The sequence below is a fragment of the Streptomyces sp. NPDC087215 genome, from assembly GCF_044744885.1.
Taxonomy (GTDB): domain Bacteria; phylum Actinomycetota; class Actinomycetes; order Streptomycetales; family Streptomycetaceae; genus Streptomyces.
In genome coordinates, this window is record NZ_JBIUZD010000004.1 from 420214 (window position 1) to 441598 (window position 21385).

At 73.5% G+C, this 21385-nt stretch carries 21 protein-coding genes; 8 read left to right on the forward strand and 13 right to left on the reverse strand.

What is annotated here, in order from left to right:
* Window positions 1-279: 279 nt before the first annotated feature.
* The gene (locus ACIO92_RS14750; protein ID WP_366439806.1) at window positions 280-1662 is read right to left on the reverse strand and encodes a transcriptional regulator; all 1383 of its coding nucleotides are present in this window, start codon (window positions 1660-1662) and stop codon (window positions 280-282) included.
* A gap of 276 nt (window positions 1663-1938) precedes the next feature.
* On the opposite strand from ACIO92_RS14750, the gene ACIO92_RS14755 reads away from it, so the two are divergent.
* The 6 genes from ACIO92_RS14755 to ACIO92_RS14780 all read left to right on the forward strand — a co-directional run bounded on the left by ACIO92_RS14755 (window position 1939) and on the right by ACIO92_RS14780 (window position 8830).
* Entirely contained in the window at window positions 1939-2604 is a 666-nt protein-coding gene (locus ACIO92_RS14755) for a bifunctional DNA primase/polymerase (RefSeq protein WP_366439807.1), read from the forward strand.
* Between the two features lie 73 nt (window positions 2605-2677).
* A complete protein-coding gene (locus ACIO92_RS14760; protein WP_366439808.1) occupies window positions 2678-3523 on the forward strand; it encodes an ABC transporter ATP-binding protein in 846 nt (281 codons plus the stop codon).
* Window positions 3520-5148: a transporter gene (locus ACIO92_RS14765; RefSeq protein ID WP_402056821.1), complete on the forward strand. Its 1629-nt coding sequence runs from the start codon at window positions 3520-3522 to the stop codon at window positions 5146-5148. The genes ACIO92_RS14760 and ACIO92_RS14765 overlap by 4 nt, the downstream gene beginning before the upstream one ends.
* Before the next feature lie 137 nt (window positions 5149-5285).
* Window positions 5286-7529 carry a glycoside hydrolase domain-containing protein gene (locus ACIO92_RS14770; RefSeq protein WP_402281458.1) on the forward strand — a complete coding sequence of 748 codons (2244 nt, stop codon included), beginning with the start codon at window positions 5286-5288 and terminating at the stop codon, window positions 7527-7529.
* Window positions 7530-7535: 6 nt separating this feature from the next.
* Window positions 7536-8078, forward strand: coding sequence for a hypothetical protein (locus ACIO92_RS14775; protein ID WP_402281460.1), 543 nt, complete (start codon window positions 7536-7538; stop codon window positions 8076-8078).
* Window positions 8075-8830, forward strand: coding sequence for a hypothetical protein (locus ACIO92_RS14780; protein ID WP_402281462.1), 756 nt, complete (start codon window positions 8075-8077; stop codon window positions 8828-8830). The genes ACIO92_RS14775 and ACIO92_RS14780 overlap by 4 nt, the downstream gene beginning before the upstream one ends.
* A gap of 37 nt (window positions 8831-8867) precedes the next feature.
* Here the strand turns inward: ACIO92_RS14780 and ACIO92_RS14785 are convergent, their stop codons facing one another.
* The 4 genes from ACIO92_RS14785 to ACIO92_RS14800 all read right to left on the reverse strand — a co-directional run bounded on the left by ACIO92_RS14785 (window position 8868) and on the right by ACIO92_RS14800 (window position 12337).
* Window positions 8868-9206, reverse strand: a complete 339-nt coding sequence (locus ACIO92_RS14785) for a hypothetical protein (protein ID WP_401236486.1) — start codon at window positions 9204-9206, stop codon at window positions 8868-8870.
* Window positions 9203-9727 (reverse strand): DUF6232 family protein, encoded by a 525-nt coding sequence (locus ACIO92_RS14790; protein WP_366439917.1) that lies wholly within the window; start codon window positions 9725-9727, stop codon window positions 9203-9205. Before ACIO92_RS14790 ends, ACIO92_RS14785 begins: the two co-directional genes overlap by 4 nt.
* Window positions 9728-10183: 456 nt before the next feature.
* A complete protein-coding gene (locus tag ACIO92_RS14795; RefSeq protein WP_401236484.1) occupies window positions 10184-11068 on the reverse strand; it encodes an alpha/beta fold hydrolase in 885 nt (294 codons plus the stop codon).
* Between the two features lie 579 nt (window positions 11069-11647).
* Complete coding sequence (locus ACIO92_RS14800; protein ID WP_366439815.1) at window positions 11648-12337, reverse strand: metal-dependent transcriptional regulator; 690 nt, start codon at window positions 12335-12337, stop codon at window positions 11648-11650.
* Window positions 12338-12532: 195 nt separating this feature from the next.
* Here ACIO92_RS14800 and ACIO92_RS14805 point away from each other — a divergent pair, with 195 nt between their 5' ends.
* Entirely contained in the window at window positions 12533-13288 is a 756-nt protein-coding gene (locus ACIO92_RS14805) for an SIS domain-containing protein (RefSeq protein ID WP_351781154.1), read from the forward strand.
* A 172-nt stretch (window positions 13289-13460) separates the two neighbouring features.
* Here ACIO92_RS14805 and ACIO92_RS14810 read toward each other — a convergent pair whose 3' ends face one another.
* Together ACIO92_RS14810 and pdxH are read right to left on the reverse strand one after the other, a co-directional pair.
* Window positions 13461-14786 carry a PAS domain-containing protein gene (locus tag ACIO92_RS14810; protein ID WP_366439816.1) on the reverse strand — a complete coding sequence of 442 codons (1326 nt, stop codon included), beginning with the start codon at window positions 14784-14786 and terminating at the stop codon, window positions 13461-13463.
* 268 nt (window positions 14787-15054) lie between these two features.
* Window positions 15055-15693, reverse strand: a complete 639-nt coding sequence (gene pdxH, locus ACIO92_RS14815; RefSeq protein ID WP_366439918.1) for a pyridoxamine 5'-phosphate oxidase — start codon at window positions 15691-15693, stop codon at window positions 15055-15057.
* Window positions 15694-15942: 249 nt separating this feature from the next.
* On the opposite strand from pdxH, the gene ACIO92_RS14820 reads away from it, so the two are divergent.
* Complete coding sequence (locus ACIO92_RS14820; protein ID WP_366439817.1) at window positions 15943-17043, forward strand: citrate synthase 2; 1101 nt, start codon at window positions 15943-15945, stop codon at window positions 17041-17043.
* Here ACIO92_RS14820 and ACIO92_RS14825 read toward each other — a convergent pair.
* From ACIO92_RS14825 to ACIO92_RS14850, 6 genes are all read right to left on the reverse strand, one after another.
* Complete coding sequence (locus tag ACIO92_RS14825) at window positions 17022-18149, reverse strand: isopenicillin N synthase family dioxygenase (protein ID WP_402281466.1); 1128 nt, start codon at window positions 18147-18149, stop codon at window positions 17022-17024. The genes ACIO92_RS14820 and ACIO92_RS14825 overlap by 22 nt on opposite strands.
* Before the next feature lie 337 nt (window positions 18150-18486).
* Entirely contained in the window at window positions 18487-19092 is a 606-nt protein-coding gene (locus tag ACIO92_RS14830) for a TetR/AcrR family transcriptional regulator (protein WP_366439819.1), read from the reverse strand.
* Window positions 19080-19802 carry an enoyl-CoA hydratase family protein gene (locus ACIO92_RS14835; protein WP_366439820.1) on the reverse strand — a complete coding sequence of 241 codons (723 nt, stop codon included), beginning with the start codon at window positions 19800-19802 and terminating at the stop codon, window positions 19080-19082. The genes ACIO92_RS14830 and ACIO92_RS14835 overlap by 13 nt, the downstream gene beginning before the upstream one ends.
* A complete protein-coding gene (locus ACIO92_RS14840; RefSeq protein WP_401236821.1) occupies window positions 19799-20074 on the reverse strand; it encodes a hypothetical protein in 276 nt (91 codons plus the stop codon). The genes ACIO92_RS14835 and ACIO92_RS14840 overlap by 4 nt, the downstream gene beginning before the upstream one ends.
* 250 nt (window positions 20075-20324) lie before the next feature.
* Complete coding sequence (locus tag ACIO92_RS14845; protein ID WP_401236479.1) at window positions 20325-20540, reverse strand: DUF397 domain-containing protein; 216 nt, start codon at window positions 20538-20540, stop codon at window positions 20325-20327.
* A complete protein-coding gene (locus ACIO92_RS14850; RefSeq protein WP_366439822.1) occupies window positions 20537-21385 on the reverse strand; it encodes a DUF5753 domain-containing protein in 849 nt (282 codons plus the stop codon). The genes ACIO92_RS14845 and ACIO92_RS14850 overlap by 4 nt, the downstream gene beginning before the upstream one ends.

The window sequence follows — 21385 nt, forward strand, 5'->3', positions numbered from 1 at the left end:
ACGAACAGGCCCGCCCGAAAGGCTCCTTCCCGTCCCACGGGCCGGTCCTGACGGGTCCCGCCGAGGCCCGCCGGGACCCGCCGGGACCCGCCTGAACCTCCGGCACCGGCCGGACACCGGCCGAGACCGGCCGACGCTCCCCCGGAGCCACCACGCGGGCTCCACCGGCACCCACCGGGACCGCCGGGCGCCCACCGACTCTCACCGGCGCCCCCGGCGCCCCCGGCAAGGACCGTCCCCGTCCGCCGTGGCCCGCCGAGGCGCCCGTCCTCCGGCGGGCTACGCCGCGTACATCTCCATCCGTGCGCCGAACTCCCTCACCACCGGCTCCCCCGCGTAAGGCGACAGGCGTTCGCGCAGGTCGTCCAGGTACTCCGCGCCCCGTGACGACCGCAGTGTGCCCAGGAGTTCCAGGGCCTCCGTGCCGATCCGGCACGCCTGCTCCACCTCCCGCTGCTGCACCCGCGCCGAGGCCAGCAGGGCCAGGCCGATCGCCCGGCGCCGGGCCCGGGTCTGCGGATGACCGGCGATCGACTCCTCCGCGGCCCGCGCCGCCGCCTCCGCCTGCCCCAGGTCCCGGTGGCAGTGCGCCAGTTCGTCCGCGAGGTACGCCCCGTCGAAGTGCGCGATCCACGACGGGTCGTCGCCCGCCGCGGATCCGGCCCGCTCCAGCGCCTCCAGCGCCCGCCCGGCCGCCGTCTCGAAGGCGCGGACGTCACCGAGCAGCGCGTGTCCGCGCGCCTCCGCCGCGAAGAACATCGCCTCCGCGCGCGGCGGCACCTTGCCCCGCGCGCCCTCCTGCGCCGCCCGCGCGAGCTGCGCGATCTCCCGGGGGTTGCCCAGCTGGGCGGCGAGGTGGCTCATCGAGGCGGCCAGCACGTATCCGCCGTAGCCCCGGTCACCGGCCGCCTGCGCCATCCGCAGCGCCTGGATGTAGTACCGCTGCGCCAGGCCCGGTTCACCGGTGTCCACCGCCATGTACCCGGCCAGTTCGGTGAGCCGGGCGACCGCCGCGAACAACTGCCTGCCGACCGCCTCCCGGTAGGAGCCGGACAGCATCCCCGACACCACGCTGTTGAGGTAGTGCACCACCACCGGACGCACGTGCCCGCTGCCGAACCGCCGGTCGAGGTCGACGAGCGCGTCCGTCATCTCCCGTACGGCCGCGACGTCCGCGACCCCCACGCGGGCGCCCGCCGTCCTGGCCACGTACGCGTCCGGGCCCGTGATCAGCCAGTCCCGGCTGGGCTCCACGAGCGCCGAGGCGGCCACCACCGAACCGGAGAGGAAGTCGCGCCGCCCCACGTCGCTGCGCCACAGCTCGCAGACCTGCTCGATCGCCCCGGGCACGGTCGGCGCGAACTGGAGCCCCACGCCCGCCGCGAGGTTGCGGCCGTTGGCCATGCCGACCTCGTCGATCGTGACCGTGCGGCCGAGTTTGCGGCCCAGCGCCTCGGCGATGACGCCGGGTGCCCTGCCGCGCGGTTGCTGCCCTCGGAGCCAGCGGGCCACCGAGGTCTTGTCGTACCGCAGGTCGAGGCCGCGTTCCGCGCCGACCATGTTCACCCTGCGGGCGAGACCGGCGTTGGAGCACGCGGCCTCCTGGATGAGCGACTGGAGCCGTTCGTTGAGCTGACGCGGAACGAGTGGCCTGGCTGCCATGAGTACCCCCTGAGCCGTGCGGAGATCACCGGAGAAGTGATCAATGCCCGACGGATATCCGGTCAATGCCGATGTGAACACGCGAAACCGGACACGCCGGTCGCGCACGCTCCGGCGCCCCCCTCCTCTCCGTACCCACCCCCGCTCCCGGCCCCTCCACGCGCCCCCGCACGTGCTCCGATGCGCCCCGCGTGCAGGATCGATGTCTCGGACCGCCGCGCGCCCCGCCCGTAACCCCGGGTGGTGGGCGGAGTTGTGCTCAGCGTGGAAGAGACCATGGGAATCACGGACGCCGCCCAGATCCCCGAGCAGCGGGGCGAGCAGCTGCTGGACAGCGCCGTGCGGTACGCGGAAGAGCGGCACTGGGACGTGTTCCCCGGGACCTGGCTGGAGGCCGTCGAGGGCCGGGAGCGCTGCTCCTGCGGCGCGGAGGAGTGCGTCCCGTCCGGCGCCCACCCCGTCCGGCCCGACTGGTCGACGCAGGCGACCGGCAGCGGCGTCGGCGCCCGCCGGATGTGGTCGAAGCAGCCGAAGTCCTCGATCCTGCTGCCGACCGGCCGCACCTTCGACGCGATCGAGGTGCCCGAGTCCGCCGGGTTCCTGGCGCTCGCCCGCATGGAGCGGATGGAGCTGACGCTCGGCCCCGTGACCTGCTCTCCGGACCGGCGCATGTACTTCTTCGTCCTGCCCGGCGCCGCCACGAAGGTGCCGGACCTGATCCGCAGGCTCGGCTGGACCCCCGCGTCCCTCGACCTCACCGCCCTCGGCGAGGGCCACTACGTCGCCGCCCCGCCCACCCGCGTCGGCGGCAGCGGCGCCGTGCAGTGGGCCCGGCGCCCCACCCAGGCGAACCGCTGGCTGCCGGACGCGGAGGAGCTGATCAGCGCCCTCGCGTACGCCTGTGGCCGGGAAGCCGCGGAGGCCAGGGCCAGGACGGCCTGACCCTGGGAGCCGTGATGCCTCACCCGTAGGGTGGTGCCCGTACGAACGGGGACCACCGAAAGGGTGACGCACCATGCCTGACCAGGCAACTGACGGAAAGTTCGACGCGGCGGGCGCCGCACCGGGGGACGGTGCGACGCCCGCCGTGCGCGTCGAGGGGCTGTGGAAGCGTTTCGGCCAGCAGATCGCGGTCAACGGGATCGATCTCGTGCTGCCCGCGGGCAAGTTCATCGGTCTCGTCGGGCCGAACGGCGCGGGCAAGACCACCACCCTGTCCATGATCACGGGCCTGCTCCGGCCCGACCACGGCCGCATCCTGGTCGCCGGGCACGACGTGTGGGCCGACCCGGAGTCCGTCGCCCAGGTCAAGGCGCGGATCGGCGTCCTGCCGGAGGGCCTGCGGCTCTTCGAGCGGCTCTCGGGCCGTGAACTCCTCGCGTACAGCGGGCGGCTGCGGGGGCTGCCCGGTGTCGAGGTCGACAAGCGGGCCGAGCAGCTCCTGGACGTCCTCGACCTGACCGGCTCGCGGAACAAGCTGGTCGTCGACTACTCGACCGGTATGCGGAAGAAGATCGGGCTCGCGGCGGCGCTCCTGCACAACCCGGAGGTCCTCTTCCTCGACGAGCCGTTCGAGGGCGTGGACCCCGTCTCGGCGCAGACCATCCGCGGTGTCCTGGAGCGGTACACCGCCTCCGGCGCCACCGTCGTCTTCTCCAGCCACGTCATGGAGCTGGTCGAGTCGCTCTGCGACTGGGTCGCCGTGATGGCCGCGGGCCGGATCCGGGCGCAGGGCACGCTCGCCGACGTACGGGGCGACGCGCCCTCGCTCCAGGCGGCGTTCCTCGAACTGGTCGGCGCGCACGGGCGCGACGCGGCCGGGGACTCGCTGGACTGGCTGGGCGGCGGGGCCGAGCGATGAGCGCCGTCACGACCCCGGCCGCCCCCGCGGCGCAGTCCCTCACCCGGGTCTTCGTCCTGCTGAAGCTGGCGCTGCTGCGCAACGGGCTGCGGCAGTCGGGCGGGCGGACCGCCGCGTACATCGTCACGATCGTCTTCGGCGCGCTCTTCGCGGCGGGCACCGTGCTGGGCTTCGTCCTGCTGCGGGGCCGTACCGACGCCGACACCGTCGCGGTGCTCCTCGCCGGGGTCCTCGCGCTGGCCTGGACGGTCATGCCGCTGTTCATCCCGAGCGGTGACGAGACCCTCGACCCCTCGCGGCTCGTGATGCTGCCGCTGCGGCCCCGGCCGCTGGTCCGGGCGCTGCTCGTGGCCTCGCTGGTCGGGGTCGGGCCGCTGTTCACCCTGTTCCTGGTGTTCGGTGCCGCGCTGTCCGTCGCCCGAGGGGCGGCGGGGACGGTGTTCGCGGTGCTCGCGGTGCCGCTGGTGACCGTGACGTGCGTGGCGCTGTCCCGGGCGGTGGCCGCCGCGAACATCCGGCTGCTGACCTCCCGCAAGGGCCGGGACCTGGCGCTGCTGAGCGGTCTGGTGATCGCGGTCGGGATGCAGCTGGTGAACTTCGGCGCCCAGCGGCTCGGTCAGGCCGGTGGCCTGGAGTCCCTGGAGCCCGCGACGGCCGTCGTCGGCTGGCTGCCGCCGGCCGCCGCGATCGGCGCGGTGGACGCGGCGAGCCAGGGCTCGTACGCGGTGGCGGCGGCCCGGCTGCTGCTCACGGCGGGTGCCCTGGCGGCGCTCGTGCACTGGTGGCGGCGGAGCCTGGTGCGGCTGATGGTGGAGCCGGACGGTTCCACCATCGGGGCCGCGTCGGACGCGGGGCGGGAGAGGTCCGCCGGTACGGGGCGGCTCGGGCGGCTGCTGCCGGGCGGGCGGACGGGCGCGGTCATGGAGCGCAGCCTGCGGTACATCTGGCGCGACCCTAAGACGAAGGCGGCGTGGGTGACCTCGCTGGCCGTCGGTCTGATCGTGCCCCTGTTCAACGCCTTCCAGGGGACGGGCTCCATCTACTTCGCGTGCTTCGCGTCGGCGATGCTCGGCATCCAGATGTACAACCAGTTCGGGCAGGACACCTCGGCGTTCTGGATGGTGGCGCAGACCATCTCGACGGCGGCCGACGCGTACGCCGAACTCCGGGCGCGGGCGCTGGCGCTGCTGGTGGTCACCCTGCCGTACACGGTGTTCGTGACGGCGGTGACGGCGGGCGTCCTCGGTGACTGGTCGCAGCTGCCGGAGGCGCTCGGCCTGGCGTTCGCGCTGCTCGGCGCGATGCTGGCGACCGGCGCGGTGGCCTCGGCGAGCTTCCCGTACTCGATCCCGCAGGACAGCGGCTACAAGAACGTGGCGCCGGGGCAGGGCGCGCTCGCCTGGATCTCGATCCTCGGCGGCATGGTGACGGCGGCGGTGCTGTGCGCGCCGGTCATCGCGGCGACGGTGTACCTGCACGTCTCCGGCCAGGAGTCGCTGCTGTGGCTGCTGTTCCCGGTGGGCGCGGCGTACGGCGCGCTGATCGCCTGGGCGGGTCTGAAGGCGGCGGCGCCGCGCGCGGCCCGGCGGCTCCCGGAGATCCTCGCGGCGGTCAGCAAGGGCTGAACCGTCCGGGCGCGCCGGGTCCTTCCCGGGGCGCGTCCCGGCCGTCCCGGGGACGGCCGGGACGGCCGGGCGCGCCGCCCGCGGACCTAGGGTCTTCCAGCGTCGGTGGTGCCCGGCGTCGACTTGGAAGGAACCCGATGGCTGACGAAATGGTGCTCCGCGCCCAGCGATTCATCAACCTCACCTATATGGACGGCTCCCTGCTCGGGATACCGAAGCTGGAGGAGAACGGACGCACGGGCTGGACCGTGATGTACGCCCTCACCCGGGCCCTCCAGTACGAGATGAACATCTCGCCGCTGTCGAACAGCTTCGGCCCGACCACGCTGTCCACGCTCCAGACCAAGTACGGGCAGGTCGACGAGAACACCGTCCCGTCGGGGAACTTCTGCCGGATCATCCAGTCCGCGCTCTACTGCAAGGGCTACGACGGCGGCGAGATCGACGGCCAGTACAACGCGCGCGTCAAGGCGGCGGTCGCCCAGCTCAAGGACCACATGGGCGTGGCCCACGCCTTCCCCGGCACCGGCCTCCAGCCGAAGGTGATCAAGGGCCTGTTCAACATGGACGCGTACGTGAGCGTCGGCAACGGCTCCGACACCGTCCGGGCGATCCAGCGCTGGCTGAACGGCCAGTACGTGCAGCGCAAGGACTTCTACGTCATTCCGTGCGACGGCCACCACTCGCGGGACGTCGCCAAGTCGATGCTGTTCGCCATCCAGTACGAGCTGGGCATGGCCGACGGCGTCGCCAACGGCGCCTTCGGGCCCGGCACCCAGGCGGGTCTGAAGACCCGCACCCTGGACGTCGGCTCCACCGGAGTGTGGGTGCGGCTGTTCACGGCGGCCATGGAGCTGAACAAGCGCCCCACGTCCTTCACCGACGGCTTCACCTCGTCCGTCGCCACCGACGTCCGGGCCTTCCAGGAGTTCATGCAGCTGGACGTGACGGGCCGGGGCGACTTCCGCACCTGGGCCTCGCTGCTCGTCTCGTACGGCGACCAGACCCGGCCCGGCACGGCCTGCGACGGCGTCACGAAGATCACCCCGGCACGTGCGCAGACCCTCAAGGACGCGGGCTACCTGTACATCGGCCGCTACCTCTACAACCCCGGGACCTCGCTGCCGGAGAAGGAGATCCAGCCGGGCGAGCTGGACACCATCAAGGCGTACGGGCTCCGCTGCTTCCCGATCTACCAGACGTGGGCGCGGTCGGTCGACTACTACAGCCCCGACCAGGGCTTCACCGATGTCATGACGGCCGTCTACAAGGCGCAGGAGCACGGTTTCAAGAACGGCGCCCGGATCTACTTCGCCGTCGACTACGACGCCGTCGACGACGAGGTGACCTCGAAGATCCTGCCGTACTTCGAGAACGTCCGGGCCACGATGACCCGGCTCGGCAGCCCGTACAAGATCGGCGTGTACGGGCCCCGCAACGTCTGCGCCCGGGTGACCGGGAAGAACCACGCGGACTCCTGCTTCGTGTCCGACATGTCGTCCGGCTTCTCCGGGAACCTCGGCTACCCGATGCCGGACAAGTGGGCCTTCGACCAGATCGCCACCAAGACGATCGGCACCGGCGCGGGCGCCATCGAGATCGACAACAACATCGCCACCGGCTGGGACACCGGCCAGGGCGACTTCCTGCCCCGCCCCTCCCTCAAGCAGGACATCGGCTTCAACCTGTCGTACTGGGACGCGCTCCTGTCCGAGATCCAGGCGTACATGGCGTCGATCGGGCGGCCCGGCGGCCCCCGCATCTACACCGTGGAGCAGTGCCTGCGGGAAGTCATGATCGCCCGGGACAACACGATCAGCTCCACCTCCCGCATGTTCCGGATGCGCAAGGCGCTCGTCCAGACCTCGGCGTTCTGGGAGTTCTGCCACTACGGTCCCAAGGACCTGGTGGAGGACGCGGGCGTCTACTACTACCACACGGGTGTCGTCCCCGACTGGGCCAAGGACCTGCCCGGTGTCTCCATGTTCGTGGACAGCAGCACCGGCGTCGCGAAGATCTCGGGCCGCACCTGCATCCTGGCGCGCAACAACGCGATCAACGCCGGGCTCCTGGAGGGCGAGCTGATGCAGCACCTCGACCCGGGCCACCGCTGGACCATGTGGCAGAAGTCCAACCAGGACAACGCCTTCAACGTGGGCATGGTCCCGTACATGCACATCTGGGGAGCCGACGGAAAGGCCGGGGACGTCAAGGAGGAGACCCCGATGCGGCGTCCCGCGCTCGACTACACCGCCGCGGAGACCTCCGAGATCCTCCGCCGCTACCAGGGCTCCGGTGACGAGGCGGTCGCGGACAACGTGCTGCGCCAGCCGCTCTACGCGATCTTCGAGAAGTACAACCGCGTCATCCGGGAGTCCTGAGCCGCCGTGGCCGCCTCCGCCGTGGCCGCCGCCGTCCCGTCCGATCCGTGGGCGGGGCACGACTTCGGCGTGCTGCTCACCGTCCTGTTCTGCGGGGCGGCGGCCCTCGCGGGCCTCACCGCCTTCCTGGGCTCCCGGCTCGCCCCGCGCACCCGCCGCCGGTACACCCCGGCGCGGGCGTGGCGGGACGCGTCCCTCCTCGCGGTGGCCGCGGGCCTCGCCCTCTACCTCTGGGGCTGTCTGCACGTCCTCTTCCTGGAGGAAGGGGAGCAGGCCGCGCGGTGCGAACGGCACCGGCCCCCGGGGCTGCCCGCCCTCGTGGGCCGCCGGGGCGACTTCCTCCCCCTGCGGCTCGTCTGCGAAGCCTCCGACGGGCACGACTACGACGTCGTCGTCCCCGGCTTCGTCAATCCGACCCTCGCCGTCCTGCTGCTGCTCGCCGTCCTCAGCGCCCTGCCGGCGGTCCTCCTGCACCGCGAGCAGCGCCCGTCCACCCGGCACGTCCACGGCGCCCACGGCGTCCATCCGGAAGAAAGGCCGATCCGTTGACCCACACCGGCATCACCCGCAGGCGGACCCTGCTCGCCACCGCAGGCGCCACCGCCGCCGCAGGACTCGGCGCCACCGGGCTCCTCTCCTCCCCCGCCGCCGCCGCACCGGCCCTCCCGCCGGGCCTCCACGACGAGCGGCTGGCGGAGGCGCTGCGCCTCGCCGAGGCCCGGCGGAGGCGCATCCACACCGACCGGCCCTCCGCGAACGGCTGGGAGATGCAGAAGGTCACCGACGAGGACGGCGACATCGTCACCACCTCCGTGCCGGGCACGGGCCTGAGCGTCCCGCTGCGCTCCGGTGACGCCGGGACCCTCCTGGTGCACGTGGTCCGGCGCTTCCACTACGAGATCGACGCCCTCGGCCGCGACGAGCCCGGGGCGCTCGTGGGCTGGGTCGCGCCCTCGTCCGTACGGGACGGGCGGCGGCCCGAGTCGAACCAGGCGTCCGGCACCGCCGTCGTCGTCCGCCCCGGCTCCTACCCGCCGGGCGTCCGGGGCTCGTTCACCGCCGCGCAGGAACGGACCCTCCGGGACGTCCTCGCCGACACCCAGGGCCTGGTCCGCTGGGGCGGCGACGGCAGGCGCCCCTACGAGGGCCTGTTCCACCTGGCCGTACGGCCCGGGGACAGCCGTCTCGAACGGGTCGCGGCCACGATCCGCGCCTGGGACGGGACCCCGGGCGCGGGCGCGGGCACGCTCCCGGACGTCACCGCCCCGGCCCGGCTGCGCCGGGCGGCCCGCTACCGCTGACGGGGTCCGGGGCCCGTGGGCCCCGGGTGGGGCCCGCTCAGCGTCCGAGGAGGTCGAGGGCGGCCCGGACGGTGTCCAGGAGGGGCTGGCCGACCGTTCCGACGGCCACGGCGACGGCCGCGAGGGCCATCAGAGACCGGCGCTGGGCGCCCGGCCCGGCGGCCGGTTCGGCCGCCAGGACCGGCAGCGCCGCGTCGATGGAGGCCCGGTCCTCCTCGGGGACCTCGCCGCGCAGCGCCCGTGCCAGGTCGGCGACGGCCTTCAGCGTCTCCTGGAGCGTGGGCGCCGGGGCGTGATGGTGGTGGACGACGCCCTGGTGGCCCCGGCCGCCGTGGATGTTGACCACGTCCCCGAAGTGCTGGTCGCCGCTCGTCATCGGGCCACTCCCGTGTGCCCGTTGCCGCCGTAGATGTTGACCGAGTCGCCGAAGTGGTAGTTGCCGTAGTTGGTGATCGCCAGCGACGCCACCGTGGCGTGGAGCTCCGCGTCCGGCCGGTCGATCGCCTCGGCGATGGTGAGCACCAGGCCGTTCAGGTAGTCGCGCCGCCCTGTCACCAGGGCCGTGGACCGGCCGTTCGTCTCCACGGCGAGGACGGGGTGGCTCACCGCGAAGACCACCGCGAGCATGTCGCCGATGAAGTAGACGAACAGACACCCGGCGACGAGGAGGGCGAACCCCAGGAAGTCCTCGATCCCGGAGGACGATCCGTAGCCGCCCGTGGAGTCCCCGATCCACGTCAGGAGCAGGATCAGGAGCAGGGTGAACCCGCCGCGCTTCAGGAACCGGGCGAACGCCTCGCCCCTGCGCGGTCTCAGCCTGAAGGTGTAGACGCGGACGATGTTCTCCAGCGGGTACGCGGCCCCGTGCACCCAGAGCAGCCGCTTGCTGATGACCAGGCCCTGGCGCGGCGGGACCCCGGGCCGGGGGACCGACGACTGCGCGCGGGCGGACGGCGGGGCCGGAGCGGCCCTCGGCGGCTCGGGAGCCGGGGCCGGAGCGGAAGCGGGGGCCGGTGGCGTGGGGGCAGGACCGGAGGCGGGGGCCTGACCGGACCCCGGGACCTGACCGGACCCCGGGACCTGATCCTGGGAAGGAGCCGGACCGGACGGGGAGGCCGGACCGGACGCGCGCGGTGCGGGAGCCCGCGGCGGCGCGGGCGGGGGCTCGTGCGCGGGCGGGGGCTCGTGCGTCGGTCTCGGCGGCGGCTCTTCGGACGTCCCCATCTTTCCCCCCGAGCTGGAACCGTTGCGGCGTGGCACTCATTACGCTCCCGAACCACCTTTCCCACAAGGCGAGTTCAGGACTGCCGGGCGGTGGATCGCGCCACTGTGCGGGCCGTGGGCCGTCCGGGGTCAGGGGGTCAGGACGCCGTGCAGGAAGGGGGCGACGACCTCGTGCCAGGCCCCCGGGTGCTCGTAGTGGAGGAGGTGGCCCGCGTCGGGGATCTCCGCGTACGCCCCGTGGGGCAGCACCCGGACCATCTCCTGGGCCTCGGCACGGCCCAGTTCGCCGTCGAGGCCACGGACGACGAGGGTGGGGCAGCGGACCTGGGCGAGCGAGTCCCAGTGGGCGTCGTGCACCCAGGTCTCGCGGGAGGCCAGCATCTGTTCCGGGTCGAAGACCGGGCGCCAGCCGTCCGGGTGCTCGACGAGGACTTCGGCGAAGAAGGCGCCCCGGGCCGGATTCGGCCGCTCGACCCACGGGTCCTCCGCGCCGAACCAGCGGCGGGCGGCGTCGAGCGACGCGAACGGCACGGGCCAGCGCGGGAACCAGTCCCGCCACTCGCGCTGCGAGGCCGCCCCGAGCGCCGAGGCGCGCATGTCGCAGATGACGAGCGCGCGGACGAGGTCGGGGCGCTCGGCGGCGAGCTGCCAGGCGGTGAGGGCTCCCATGGAGTGCCCGATGAGGGTCACCGGGCCGAGCCCGAGCTGCTCGACGGCCGCCGCCGCGTCCGCCACGTACGCCTCACGGGTGAAGGGGGCGGTGGCGGGCTTGTCGCTGTGCCCGTGGCCGCGCTGGTCGAGAGCGACGGTCCGGAGGCACGGGCGCGGACCGTCGCCGGGCCCGGGTCCGGCCGCGAGACGGGCGACGGCCGGGGCCCAGTGGGCCGCGTGACCCATGAGCCCGTGGAGGAGTAGGACCCCGGGGCCGGTCCGGGGAGCCCCGTCCCCGGGTGTGAGGTCCCAGGCCGCCAGCCGCACGCCGTCGGCTCCGCTGACGTCGAGTCGTCGCGCCATCCCTGGCACCCCCTCTTTCCGTCGAACCACGCCAGACTATCGAACTCGCATTCGAAAATGCGCTCCTGCCACACAACACCCCTCGTTCGAGTGACAGGGCTCAGGGATTGGCCGCCACCGCCGAGGGGAGATCTTGAACGGGAGGCGGACCGCTCGGGGAAGACGGTCCGCGGGGACTGACCTCGGGAGCTCGGGGCTCCAGGTCGGGCAAGGGGAGGGCAGGCCCCGGCGCCGCGAGGCGCCGGGGCCTTCTGTCTCCGGGGCGGGCCCGGTCGGGCACACGGAAAGCGCTCGCCGCACGGCCCCACCCCTCCCGGTCTCGCACCTCTCGCCCCAGCGTTGCACGCCGAAGAGTCGGGCGTGGCCCATTCCGGCGTAAACCGGGGCGCACACCCGCCACCCCACCTCAAACGTTCGAACACCTGCACCCGCCGATGCCCGCCGGAGGGCCCGGAACGGCCAGAGCGACCAGAGCGGCCGGAACAGCCGGAACGGCGAAAGGGCCCGGAACGGCGAAAGGGGTGTCCCGCCGGGTCGGCCTTCCGGCGACCGGCGGGACACCCCGGGAGAACGGCGTCCTCAGCGCTTCGCGACGAACACGTGCGCCGCGACCTCCGCGTTCAGCTCCGCCGCCTCACCGCTGCTGCCCACCAGGACACCACCGGCCGACTCCGTCACCGACACCACCGAGCCGGGCTGCACGCCCGCCCTGCGCAGCGTGTACATCAGCTGGGCGTCCGTCTGGATCGGCTCGCCGATCCGCCGCACGACCACGGTCTTGCCCTCGCTCGCGTCCAGGTCCGCGAGCGACACCATCGAGTCGTCGAGGAAGGCCTCGACCTCCGCCTTCTCGCCCAGCTCCTCAAGACCCGGGATCGGGTTCCCGTACGGCGACTCCGTCGGGTGCCGCAGCAGCTCCAGGACGCGCCGCTCCACGGCCTCGCTCATCACGTGCTCCCAGCGGCACGCCTCCGCGTGGACCTGCTCCCACTCCAGGCCGATCACGTCGACCAGCAGGCACTCCGCGAGGCGGTGCTTGCGCATGACGCGGGTGGCGAGGCGGCGGCCCTCCTCGGTCAGCTCCAGGTGCCGGTCGCTGGCCACGGCCACCAGGCCGTCCCGCTCCATCCGGGCCACCGTCTGACTCACCGTGGGGCCGCTCTGGTCGAGCCGCTCGGCGATCCGGGCGCGCATGGGGACCACACCTTCTTCCTCGAGTTCGAGGATGGTGCGGAGGTACATCTCCGTTGTGTCGATCAGTCCGGACATACGTGCCCCTCAATGAGTCGTGCGCTGGCCCTGCACCAATTCTGACGCATCACGCCGACAACCGGACCGTACCGACCTCCGGCGGTATTGACAGAGCAATGGTCCAGACCGCACCGTGAGCGGCGACCAGGGCACGACCATGACACGACGGCGACACCACGGCGACGAGAAGGAGCTTCTGGAATGGGCGACAGCGTGGGCGAGAGCAAGCTGGCCGGGCAGTTCTTCGACGCCGCGATCGGCCTGCTCCAGCAGGTCAGGGACGGCGACTCGGCCGAGATCGCCGCAGCGGGCGCCGCGATCGCCGGGGCCGTCGAGAACGGCAACCGCCTCTTCGCCTTCGGCGCGGGCCACTCCTCCCTCGCCGCCCAGGACGTCGTCTACCGGGCCGGCGGCCTCGCCCTGATGAACCTGCTCGTCGTCCCCGGCGTCCTCGGCGTCGACGTCATGCCCGCCACCCTCGGCTCCGCCCTGGAACGGGTCGACGGCCTCGCGGGCGCGGTCCTGGACTCCTCCCCCGCCAAGTCCGGGGACGTCCTGATCGTCATCTCCCTCTCCGGGCGCAACGCCCTGCCCGTGGAGATGGCGATGAACGCCCGCGCGCTCGGCCTCACCGTCATCGGCGTCACCTCGGTGGCCTACGCGACGGAGACGAAGTCCCGGCACGTCTCGGGCACGTACCTCAAGGACCACTGCGACATCGTCCTGGACTCGAAGATCGCCGTCGGCGACGCCGAGCTCAGCCACGAGGGCATCGAGGCCCCCTTCGCCCCCGCCTCGACCGTCGTCACCAGCGCCCTCATGCAGGCCACCCTGGCCGCCGCCGCCGAGGAGCTCGTCCGGCGCGGCATCGAGCCCCCGCTGCTGCGCTCCGGGAACGTCGACGGCGGACACGAGTGGAACGGCCGGGTCATGACGGAGTACGGCGACCGGATCTTCTACCGGCACTGACCGGGAGCCGTACGGGACCGGAGCCGTACGGAATCGGAGCCGTACGGGGCCGGGAGCCGCCTCCTTCTGAGCGGCACCGGCGTCCCGGAGCCACCCGTACGCGTACGTCCCCACCGCCCGGTGCCGTCCCCGGCACCGGGCTCCTCCATGCCGTCGAGGCCGTCGCGGGCCCTCAGGCCGTCCCGAGGTCCAGGGCCGCCGCCACCCGCGACGCCACCGCCTCCGCGAAGACCACGTCCTCGCGCTCGAACCCCGGGCGTGAGGCGGCCCGCAGGAAGGTCACGACACCGAGCGTCCGGCCCCGGGAGCGCAGCACCGCGCACACCGCGTGCGCCGCGTCCCCCGGCCACAGGTGCGCCTCCGCCCACACCTCGGCGGTACGGCCCGCGCTGGCCCGGACCGTGCCCACCCGGTCCCAGGCCTGGAGCGCCGGGTGCCGGGGCCCGTACCGCAGCGGGATGCCGCCGCCCACCACCGGGGACGCCGGGCCGGGGGCGGTCGACACCGGGGTGGTGAGGGTCCGGGTCAGCCGCCGCTCGCCCGCCGGCCGGTCCACGAGGGCGTGGTCCGCGAACCCGGCCAGCGCGAAGTCCAGCAGGACCGCCGCCGCCTCCGCCGGGTCCTCGCACTCGGCCGCCGCCGCGCCCGCCCGGTGCAGCTGGCTCCACCGGAAGCGCAGCCGGTCCGCCTCGCGGGCGGCCAGCCGCTCCTCGGTGACGTCCTGGAACAGCCAGGCCACACCGAGCGGCACGGGCTCCTCCGCCATCGGCGACGACAGCCGCAGGAAGCCGCTGCGCCAGCACCGGCGCCGCTCCCCCGAAGGGGTCCGCAGCGTCACCCACACCTCGGCGGGCGCGGACGGGGTGCCCTCGGCGAGGACGTGCTGGAGGGCGGCCTCCAGTTCCTCGGCGCCGTGCACGACGACATCGCCGAGGGGGCGGCCCAGGAGGGACGTGCGGCCGGTGCCGAGGGCGCGGCCCGCGTGCGCGTTGACCGTGGCGGGGCGCAGGTCGGCGTCGACGAGGACGACGCCCCAGGGCGCGCCGTCGAAGAGGGCCTCGCTGAGGGCCACCGAGCGTTCCAGGTCGAGCTGGACGTGGACCTCGCTGAACGCGCAGTACACGCCCGCGGGGGCGCCGTCCGCGCCGCGCACGCCCGCCGCCTGGCTGCGGACCAGGACCCGGCCGCCGTCCTTGCGGAGCAGCGCGAGTTCGAGGACCTGGCGTCCGGGGCCGTTCATGACGCCCATGAGTCCCCTGAGGATGTCCTCGGCGTCGGCGCTGCGCGCGGCCCAGCCCTCGAAGCCCCGGCGGCCGACCGCCTCGGCGGCGGTCCAGCCGAGGATGCGTTCGGCCTCGCGGTTCCAGTGGGTGACCGTTCCGTCGGCGGCGAAGGCGCAGAGTGCCGCGTCCATTCCGTCGAGCAGGGCCGCCAGCAGGTCGGCCCCCGCTCCGGGAACGGATGCGGTGTCGCTCGCGGACCCCGTGAATGCGCTCATCCCCCACCCCCATGCTGCGGCCATTCAACTGGAACGTGACGCAGGGCACATCACCTTCCGGGAAATCGTCGCATCGAAGAAACGAATCAGGGTAGGGCGGGTCTCCCGCGCCGGACGGGTCTGTCAGGTCGGAGCCGCGCGCGGGCCGTCCGGTCCCCTGAGGGTGCGTCTGCCCGTGAGGGCGCGGGGGAACCCGTAAGGGTGGAGTGGGACACGCAGGGGGACCCGTAGGGGCGTCTCCGGCCGTGGGAGCGAGGGGCGGGGGCCCTCAGGGTGCCAGTCGCTCCACCCGCCAGGTCTCGCCCCCGGGGCCGCCCTCGCGGACGTAGCGGAGACGGTCGTGGAGGCGGTTCTCGTGGCCCTGCCAGAACTCGACGGCCTCGGGGACGACCCGGATGCCTCCCCACTCCGGCGGGACGGGCACCGGGGTGCCCTCGGGGTGGCGGGCGGCGAGGTCCGCGTACCGGGTGAGGAGTTCCTCGCGGGAGCCGATCACCGAGGACTGGCGGCTGGCCCAGGCGCCGAGCTGCGAGCCGTACGGCCGGGTGCGGAAGTAGGCGGCGGTCTCGGCACGCGCGATGTGCTCGGCGCGGCCCGTGACGACGACCTGACGGGCCAGCGGATGCCAGGGGAAGAGCAGCGAGACGTACGGGTTGGCGGCGATCTCGGTGCCCTTGCGGGAGCCGTAGTTGGTGAAGAAGACGAAGCCGGACCGGTCGTAGTGCTTGAGCAGGACCGTGCGGGAGGACGGCCGCCCGTCGGGGGTGGCGGTGGAGACGATCATCGCGTTCGGCTCGTGGATCGCCGGGTTCTCGGCGGTCTCCTTGAACCAGCGGGTGAACTGTCCGATCGGCTCGGGCGCCAGGTCGTCGGCGGACAGCTCCGTGGTGCGGTACTGCTCGCGCATGTCGGCGGGATCCGGGGCGTCGGGCACGGGATCGGTCACGGGGTCGGTCACGGCCTCATTGTGCGGCAGCGCCTCATTCTGCCCGGCACCGCCCGGCGTCAATCCTCGGTCGCCGGATCGGCGCAGTGTGCCGGATGTCACGCTTCCCCGCATCATCGGAACCGTACAGAATCTGGGGCTGGACGACTGTTGAGACCCGACCATCGACCAGTACTCGGTTGATCGATCATCGATTAGAGGAGCCGCCTGATGTCCGACTTCGTACCCGGGCTCGAAGGAGTCGTCGCGTTCGAGACGGAGATCGCCGAACCGGACAAGGAGGGCGGCGCCCTCCGCTACCGCGGGGTCGACATCGAGGACCTCGTCGGCCACGTCTCCTTCGGCAACGTCTGGGGGCTCCTCGTCGACGGCGCGTTCAACCCCGGGCTGCCCGCCGCCGAGCCGTTCCCGATCCCGGTGCACTCCGGGGACATCCGGGTCGACGTGCAGTCCGCGCTCGCGATGCTCGCGCCCGTCTGGGGCCTCAGGCCGCTCCTCGACATCTCCGCCGAGCAGGCGCGCGACGACCTCGCGCGCGCGGCCGTGATGGCGCTCTCGTACGTCGCCCAGTCCGCGCGCGGCCAGGGCCTCCCGATGGTCCCGCAGAGCCAGATCGACAAGGCCGAGTCGGTCGTCGAACGGTTCATGATCCGCTGGCGCGGCGAGCCCGACCCCCAGCACGTCAAGGCCGTCGACGCCTACTGGACCTCCGCCGCCGAGCACGGCATGAACGCGTCGACCTTCACCGCGCGCGTGATCGCCTCCACCGGCGCCGACGTGGCCGCCTCCCTGTCCGGCGCGGTCGGCGCGATGTCCGGCCCGCTGCACGGCGGCGCGCCCTCCCGCGTCCTCGGCATGATCGAGGAGATCGAGCGGACCGGTGACGCCACCGCGTACGTGAAGCAGGCCCTCGACAAGGGCGAGCGGCTGATGGGCTTCGGCCACCGGGTCTACCGCGCCGAGGACCCCCGCGCGCGCGTGCTGCGGCGCACCGCCCGCGAGCTGTCCGCGCCGCGCTTCGAGGTCGCGGAGGCGCTGGAGAAGGCGGCCCTGGAGGAGCTGCACAACCGGCGCCCGGACCGGGTCCTGGCGACGAACGTGGAGTTCTGGGCGGCGATCGTCCTCGACTTCGCCCAGGTCCCCGCGCACATGTTCACCTCGATGTTCACGTGCGCGCGGACGGCCGGCTGGTCGGCGCACATCCTGGAGCAGAAGCGCACCGGCCGCCTGGTCCGTCCGTCGGCCCGCTACCTGGGCCCCGGCCGGCGCGACCCGCGCGAGATCGAGGGCTACGCCGACATCGCGGGCTGAGCCCGGGAGGTCGTCGCGGGGCGCGCACCGGGGTCGGCCTCGGGGTGCGCCCCGAGGTGCGTCTCGGGGTGCGTCTCGGGGTGCGTCTCGGGGTGCAGGATGAGGTCCGCGTGGTGGCGGGCCGCCACCAGCGGGTGGGCCCGCATCTTGCCCTTCAGTTCGTTGCGGCCGTACTCGGCGAACAGCGGGTTCGCCGGGTCGGCCGTGGCACCGGGTGCGGTCCCCGCGTACGGGAAGTCGAGCGGGGCGACGCGGGCGTCGAGCCGCGGGTTGTAGAAGAACGGCACGGAGTAGCGCTCCGTGGTGCCGGGCGGGGACACGACCCGGTGGTTGGTGGCGAGGAGATAGCCGTTCGTCGCCACTTCGAGGAGTTCGCCGAGGTTGACCACGAAGGCGCCCGGCAGCGGCGGCACGTCGTGGAACTCCCCGTCCTCCCGCTGGACCTGGAGCCCGCCGACCTCGTCCTGGAGGAGCAGGGTGAGGAAGCCGTAGTCCTTGTGGGCGCCGACGCCCTGGGCGTCGCCCTCGCCGCTGCCGCCGGGGTAGCGCACCAGCTTGAGGTGCGGGTGGGCGCGCGGTCCGAAGGCGTCGTCGTAGAAGTCGGGGGACGCGCCGATCGAGGTCAGCAGCTCGCGCAGCAGCCGCTCGGCGACCCCGCCGAGACGGTCGATCCAGTGCAGGGCTGCGGTGCGCAGCTCGGGCAGGGCCCGGGGCCACTGGTTGGGGCCTTCGAGCCACCAGTAGGGGGCTTCCCGGGGGGCGGGGGCGCGGGCGGGGCGTTCGGCGCCGATGTCGAGCTGGTCGCGCCAGTCGCGGGAGCCGCCGGTGCGTTCGTCGCCGACGCGGGTGTAGCCGCGGAAGTGCGGGGAGTTGATGTTGTCGAGGGCGAGCCGGTCCGCCTCGGGCAGCGCGAAGAAGGCGCGCGTGGCGGAGGTGAGGGCGCGGGTCTCGGCCTCGGTCACGCCGTGTCCCACCAGTTGGAAGAAGCCGACGTCGTGGGCGGCGGAGTGGAGCTGCGCGTGGAGCAGTCCGCGGGCCTGGGGGCCGCGGTCGGCGGCGGAGAGGTCCACGATCGGGAGCTGCGGGATGTACGGGCTGTGCGTCATGACGGTGTCCGCGGGGTGTACGGGTGCCCGAGGCTGCCGCCAGGGGTGGGGCGGGGGCCGCGGGTGCCGGTCGGCTGGGGCTCTGGGGGACCCGGGGCGGCTCGGTGGAGCCCGCGGGTCAGGCGGAGCGGCGACAGCTCATGCTCGTGACGCGGACGAAGTCCACGTGGCGACGGCGTACGAGCGTTGACATGCGACCAGCGTACTGCGGTGCGCCCGGGGTGACTGTGGCCCGGGTCACTCAGAGGCGGGGGCGGGCGGGGCTGGGCCCGGCCGGGGGTCTGCGGGCCGTGGTCGGGGTCGGGACCGTACACGGCCGGGGGTCGTACGGAGGGCTTCACGGGGCCCGGCCCGTACCCCCGCCGTCCTGCAGCGCTTCGTCCAGCAGCCGGGACCACTGGGACACCACGCGTTCGCGGCGGGCGCGGTCGTCGGTGAGGAGGGTGGCGAGGCCGAGGCCCCGGGCCATGTCCAGGAGGCCCTGGACGGTCTCGCGGACCCCGGGGCGGGACTCGTCCGCGCCGAGGACGTCGACGGCGACGCGGTGCGACTCGCGGCCGACGCGGGCCTCCAGTTCCGTGACCCGGGCCCGGAGCTGGTCCTCCCCCGAGGCGGCCACCCACAGGTGGAGCGCGGCCCGGAAGAGCGGCCCGGTGAAGAGGTCCACGAGCGCGGCGACGGCCTCGTGCCGGTCGCGGGAGGGCAGGGCCCGCAGCGCGTGGGAGCGTTCCTCCGCGACGTATTCGACGGCGGCGGTGAACAGGTCCTCGCGGGTGGGGAAGTGGTGCTGGGCCGCGCCCCGGGAGACCCCGGCCCGTTCCGCGACGACGGCGACCGTGGAGCCCGCCCAGCCGTGCTCCGCGAGGCAGGCCACCGCCGCTTCCAGGAGCCGCTGCCGGGTGGCGCGGCTCCGGTCCTGCTTGGGTGCGGTCACAGCCGCCATGCGGGGTCCCGTCGTTCGAGGAAGGCCGTCATCCCCTCGCGCGCCTCGGCGGAGGCGAAGAGCGTGGCCGACCTCCGCACCAGGTCCTCCGCGTCACGTTCGAAGGTTTCCAGGACTCTAGCGGTGACCAGCCGCTTCGCCTCGCGCAGCCCCTGCGGGGAGGCGGCGCGCAGGGCGTCCAGGATGCCGGGCAGTTCCTCGTCCCCGGCGGTGACGAGGCCCGCCGCGAGGGCCTCGGCGGGCCCGAACCGTTCGCCCGTGAGGAAGAGGCGGGCCGCCGCGCGGGGTTCGAGCCGGGGCAGCAGGGTGAGGGAGATGACGGTGGGCGCGACCCCGATCCGGACCTCGGTGAGCGCGAAGTCCGCCGTCGGCGCCGCCACCACGAGGTCGCAGGCGCCGAGCAGTCCGAGCCCGCCCGCGCGCGCGTGCCCGGTGACGTGGCCGACGACCGGTTTGGGCAGGGCGACGAGCTGCCGGAGCAGGTCCACGAAGGCGTACGGGCTCGGCGGGCCCTTGAGGTCGGCGCCCGCGCTGAAGGTGGTGCCGGTGTGGGTGAGGACGACGGCGCGGACGGCCGGGTCCTTGCCGCAGGTGGTGAGCGCGTCGGCGAGTTCGGTGACGAGCGCGGCGGAGAGCGCGTTGCGCGTGGCCGGGGAGTCCAGGGCGAGCGTGGTGATCCCGCGTTCCTCGGTGATGGCGACCAGGGTCATGTGCGGTCCCTCGCTTCTCTGTCCCGGAGCTCCCTCCGGAGGATCTTCCCCGGCGCGGCGCGGGGTACGCCGTCGATGGACTCCACGGCGCGGACCTTCTGGCACGGGGAGACGGTGACGGTCCAGCGGGCGGCGGAGTCCCGCGGTCGCCCGGCGGACTCCCGGGGCGCGGTCGGCGGTTGGACGGTGGTGACGGCGGCCCCGCCGAGCACGGCGCCGTGGATCGGCGGGGAGACGGCGGGGACGGGGCCGTACGCGCTGTGGAACACCATGCTGGCCTCCTGGGAGGGGGAAGGTGAGCACCGGGACCGCGGTGACCGCCGCGATGCGGGGTGACCTTTCCAGTACCCCGAAGAACAATCAAGCACGCCTGCATGATTCAGCGCGGCCCCTCTCCTGTCTCCGCCCACCCACCGGCCCGCCCGCCCGCCGCGAGCGGCCCCCGCACAGACCGGTACGGCCCCGCACCGAAGTGCGGGGCCGTACGGAACACGCTCCTCATCGGCCAGGGCGGCCGGAGAACTACAGACGGCCGTCCCGGACCGCGTCGACCAGGGCGCCGAGGGCGCCGAAGCCCATCAGCAGCGCGGGGCCGGTCGGCGCCTTGCTGTCGCGGACGGCGACGATCCGCCCGGCGCCGTCGACGATGCCGCACTCGACGCACTGCGCGGCGCTGTCCGAGTACGTCGACTTCCACCAGGTGGTGGGCAGGGTGGAGGCGTCGGCGATGTGATTCATAGGGAGTTCCTTATCTCGGTGATCAATTCCGCCGACTGCTCGACGGACTCAGCGGCGGAGGTGAGCCGCTGTATCGCGTCCCGGTACATGGCGACGTGCTCGCGCTCCTCCACGTACAGCGCCGCCGTCAGCGACTCGGCGTGGACGACGTCGAGATCGGGATGGTCCCCGAAGCCGAGGACCGAGAAGCTGCCGACCAGGCCGACGTTCGGCGGGGCGTCGGAACGGAGCACCTGGATGTTCACGTTCGGCCGCTCCCCGAGGAACAGCAGGCGTCCCAACTGGTCGCGCATGATCGCCGGATCGGCCGTCCGGGTGCGCAGCGCGCCTTCCGCGACGATGGCCCACAGCGTCAACGGCTGCTCCCGCGTGAGGATGGACTGCCGCGCGAGGCGGACCTCCACCAGCGCGTCCACCTTGGCCTCGACCCCGTCCGACATGGCGGTGGCCCGGATGATCTCCCGGGCGTACTCCGAGGTCTGGAGCAGTCCGGGGATGATGCCGATCTGCCAGGTGGCCACGGAGGTCGCGTCGGCCTCCAGACTGATCAAGTCCTCGTAGACGGGGGCGAGAACACCCCGGTACGAGTGCCACCAACCGCGCTGCGCGCCCTCGCGGGTCAGGGTGATGAGCGCCTTGCGCAGCTCGTCGCCGACCTCGGCGCCCAGTCCCGCGAGCACGTCGAGGAGCGCCTCGACGTCCTTCGCCTTCGCCGCGTTCTTGGCGTTCTCGAACCGGCTGATCCTCGACACGGTGAAGACACCGCCGGAAGCCGTGGAGACCTCTTCGATGGTCCGGCTGCCGCGCAGAGCGCGCAGCGTCGCACCGAGTCTGCGTCGACGCAC

Bases quoted from the DNA above. Each gene is read 5' to 3' on its own strand.
- ACIO92_RS14750 (WP_366439806.1), bottom strand. From the start codon at position 1,662: ATGGCAGCCAGGCCACTCGTTCCGCGTCAGCTCAACGAACGGCTCCAG.
- ACIO92_RS14755 (WP_366439807.1), top strand. From the start codon at position 1,939: ATGGGAATCACGGACGCCGCCCAGATCCCCGAGCAGCGGGGCGAGCAG.
- ACIO92_RS14760 (WP_366439808.1), top strand. From the start codon at position 2,678: ATGCCTGACCAGGCAACTGACGGAAAGTTCGACGCGGCGGGCGCCGCA.
- ACIO92_RS14765 (WP_402056821.1), top strand. From the start codon at position 3,520: ATGAGCGCCGTCACGACCCCGGCCGCCCCCGCGGCGCAGTCCCTCACC.
- ACIO92_RS14770 (WP_402281458.1), top strand. From the start codon at position 5,286: ATGGCTGACGAAATGGTGCTCCGCGCCCAGCGATTCATCAACCTCACC.
- ACIO92_RS14785 (WP_401236486.1), bottom strand. From the start codon at position 9,206: ATGACGAGCGGCGACCAGCACTTCGGGGACGTGGTCAACATCCACGGC.
- ACIO92_RS14795 (WP_401236484.1), bottom strand. From the start codon at position 11,068: ATGGCGCGACGACTCGACGTCAGCGGAGCCGACGGCGTGCGGCTGGCG.
- ACIO92_RS14800 (WP_366439815.1), bottom strand. From the start codon at position 12,337: ATGTCCGGACTGATCGACACAACGGAGATGTACCTCCGCACCATCCTC.
- ACIO92_RS14810 (WP_366439816.1), bottom strand. From the start codon at position 14,786: ATGAGCGCATTCACGGGGTCCGCGAGCGACACCGCATCCGTTCCCGGA.
- pdxH (WP_366439918.1), bottom strand. From the start codon at position 15,693: ATGCGCGAGCAGTACCGCACCACGGAGCTGTCCGCCGACGACCTGGCG.
- ACIO92_RS14820 (WP_366439817.1), top strand. From the start codon at position 15,943: ATGTCCGACTTCGTACCCGGGCTCGAAGGAGTCGTCGCGTTCGAGACG.
- ACIO92_RS14825 (WP_402281466.1), bottom strand. From the start codon at position 18,149: ATGACGCACAGCCCGTACATCCCGCAGCTCCCGATCGTGGACCTCTCC.
- ACIO92_RS14830 (WP_366439819.1), bottom strand. From the start codon at position 19,092: ATGGCGGCTGTGACCGCACCCAAGCAGGACCGGAGCCGCGCCACCCGG.
- ACIO92_RS14835 (WP_366439820.1), bottom strand. From the start codon at position 19,802: ATGACCCTGGTCGCCATCACCGAGGAACGCGGGATCACCACGCTCGCC.
- ACIO92_RS14840 (WP_401236821.1), bottom strand. From the start codon at position 20,074: ATGGTGTTCCACAGCGCGTACGGCCCCGTCCCCGCCGTCTCCCCGCCG.
- ACIO92_RS14845 (WP_401236479.1), bottom strand. From the start codon at position 20,540: ATGAATCACATCGCCGACGCCTCCACCCTGCCCACCACCTGGTGGAAG.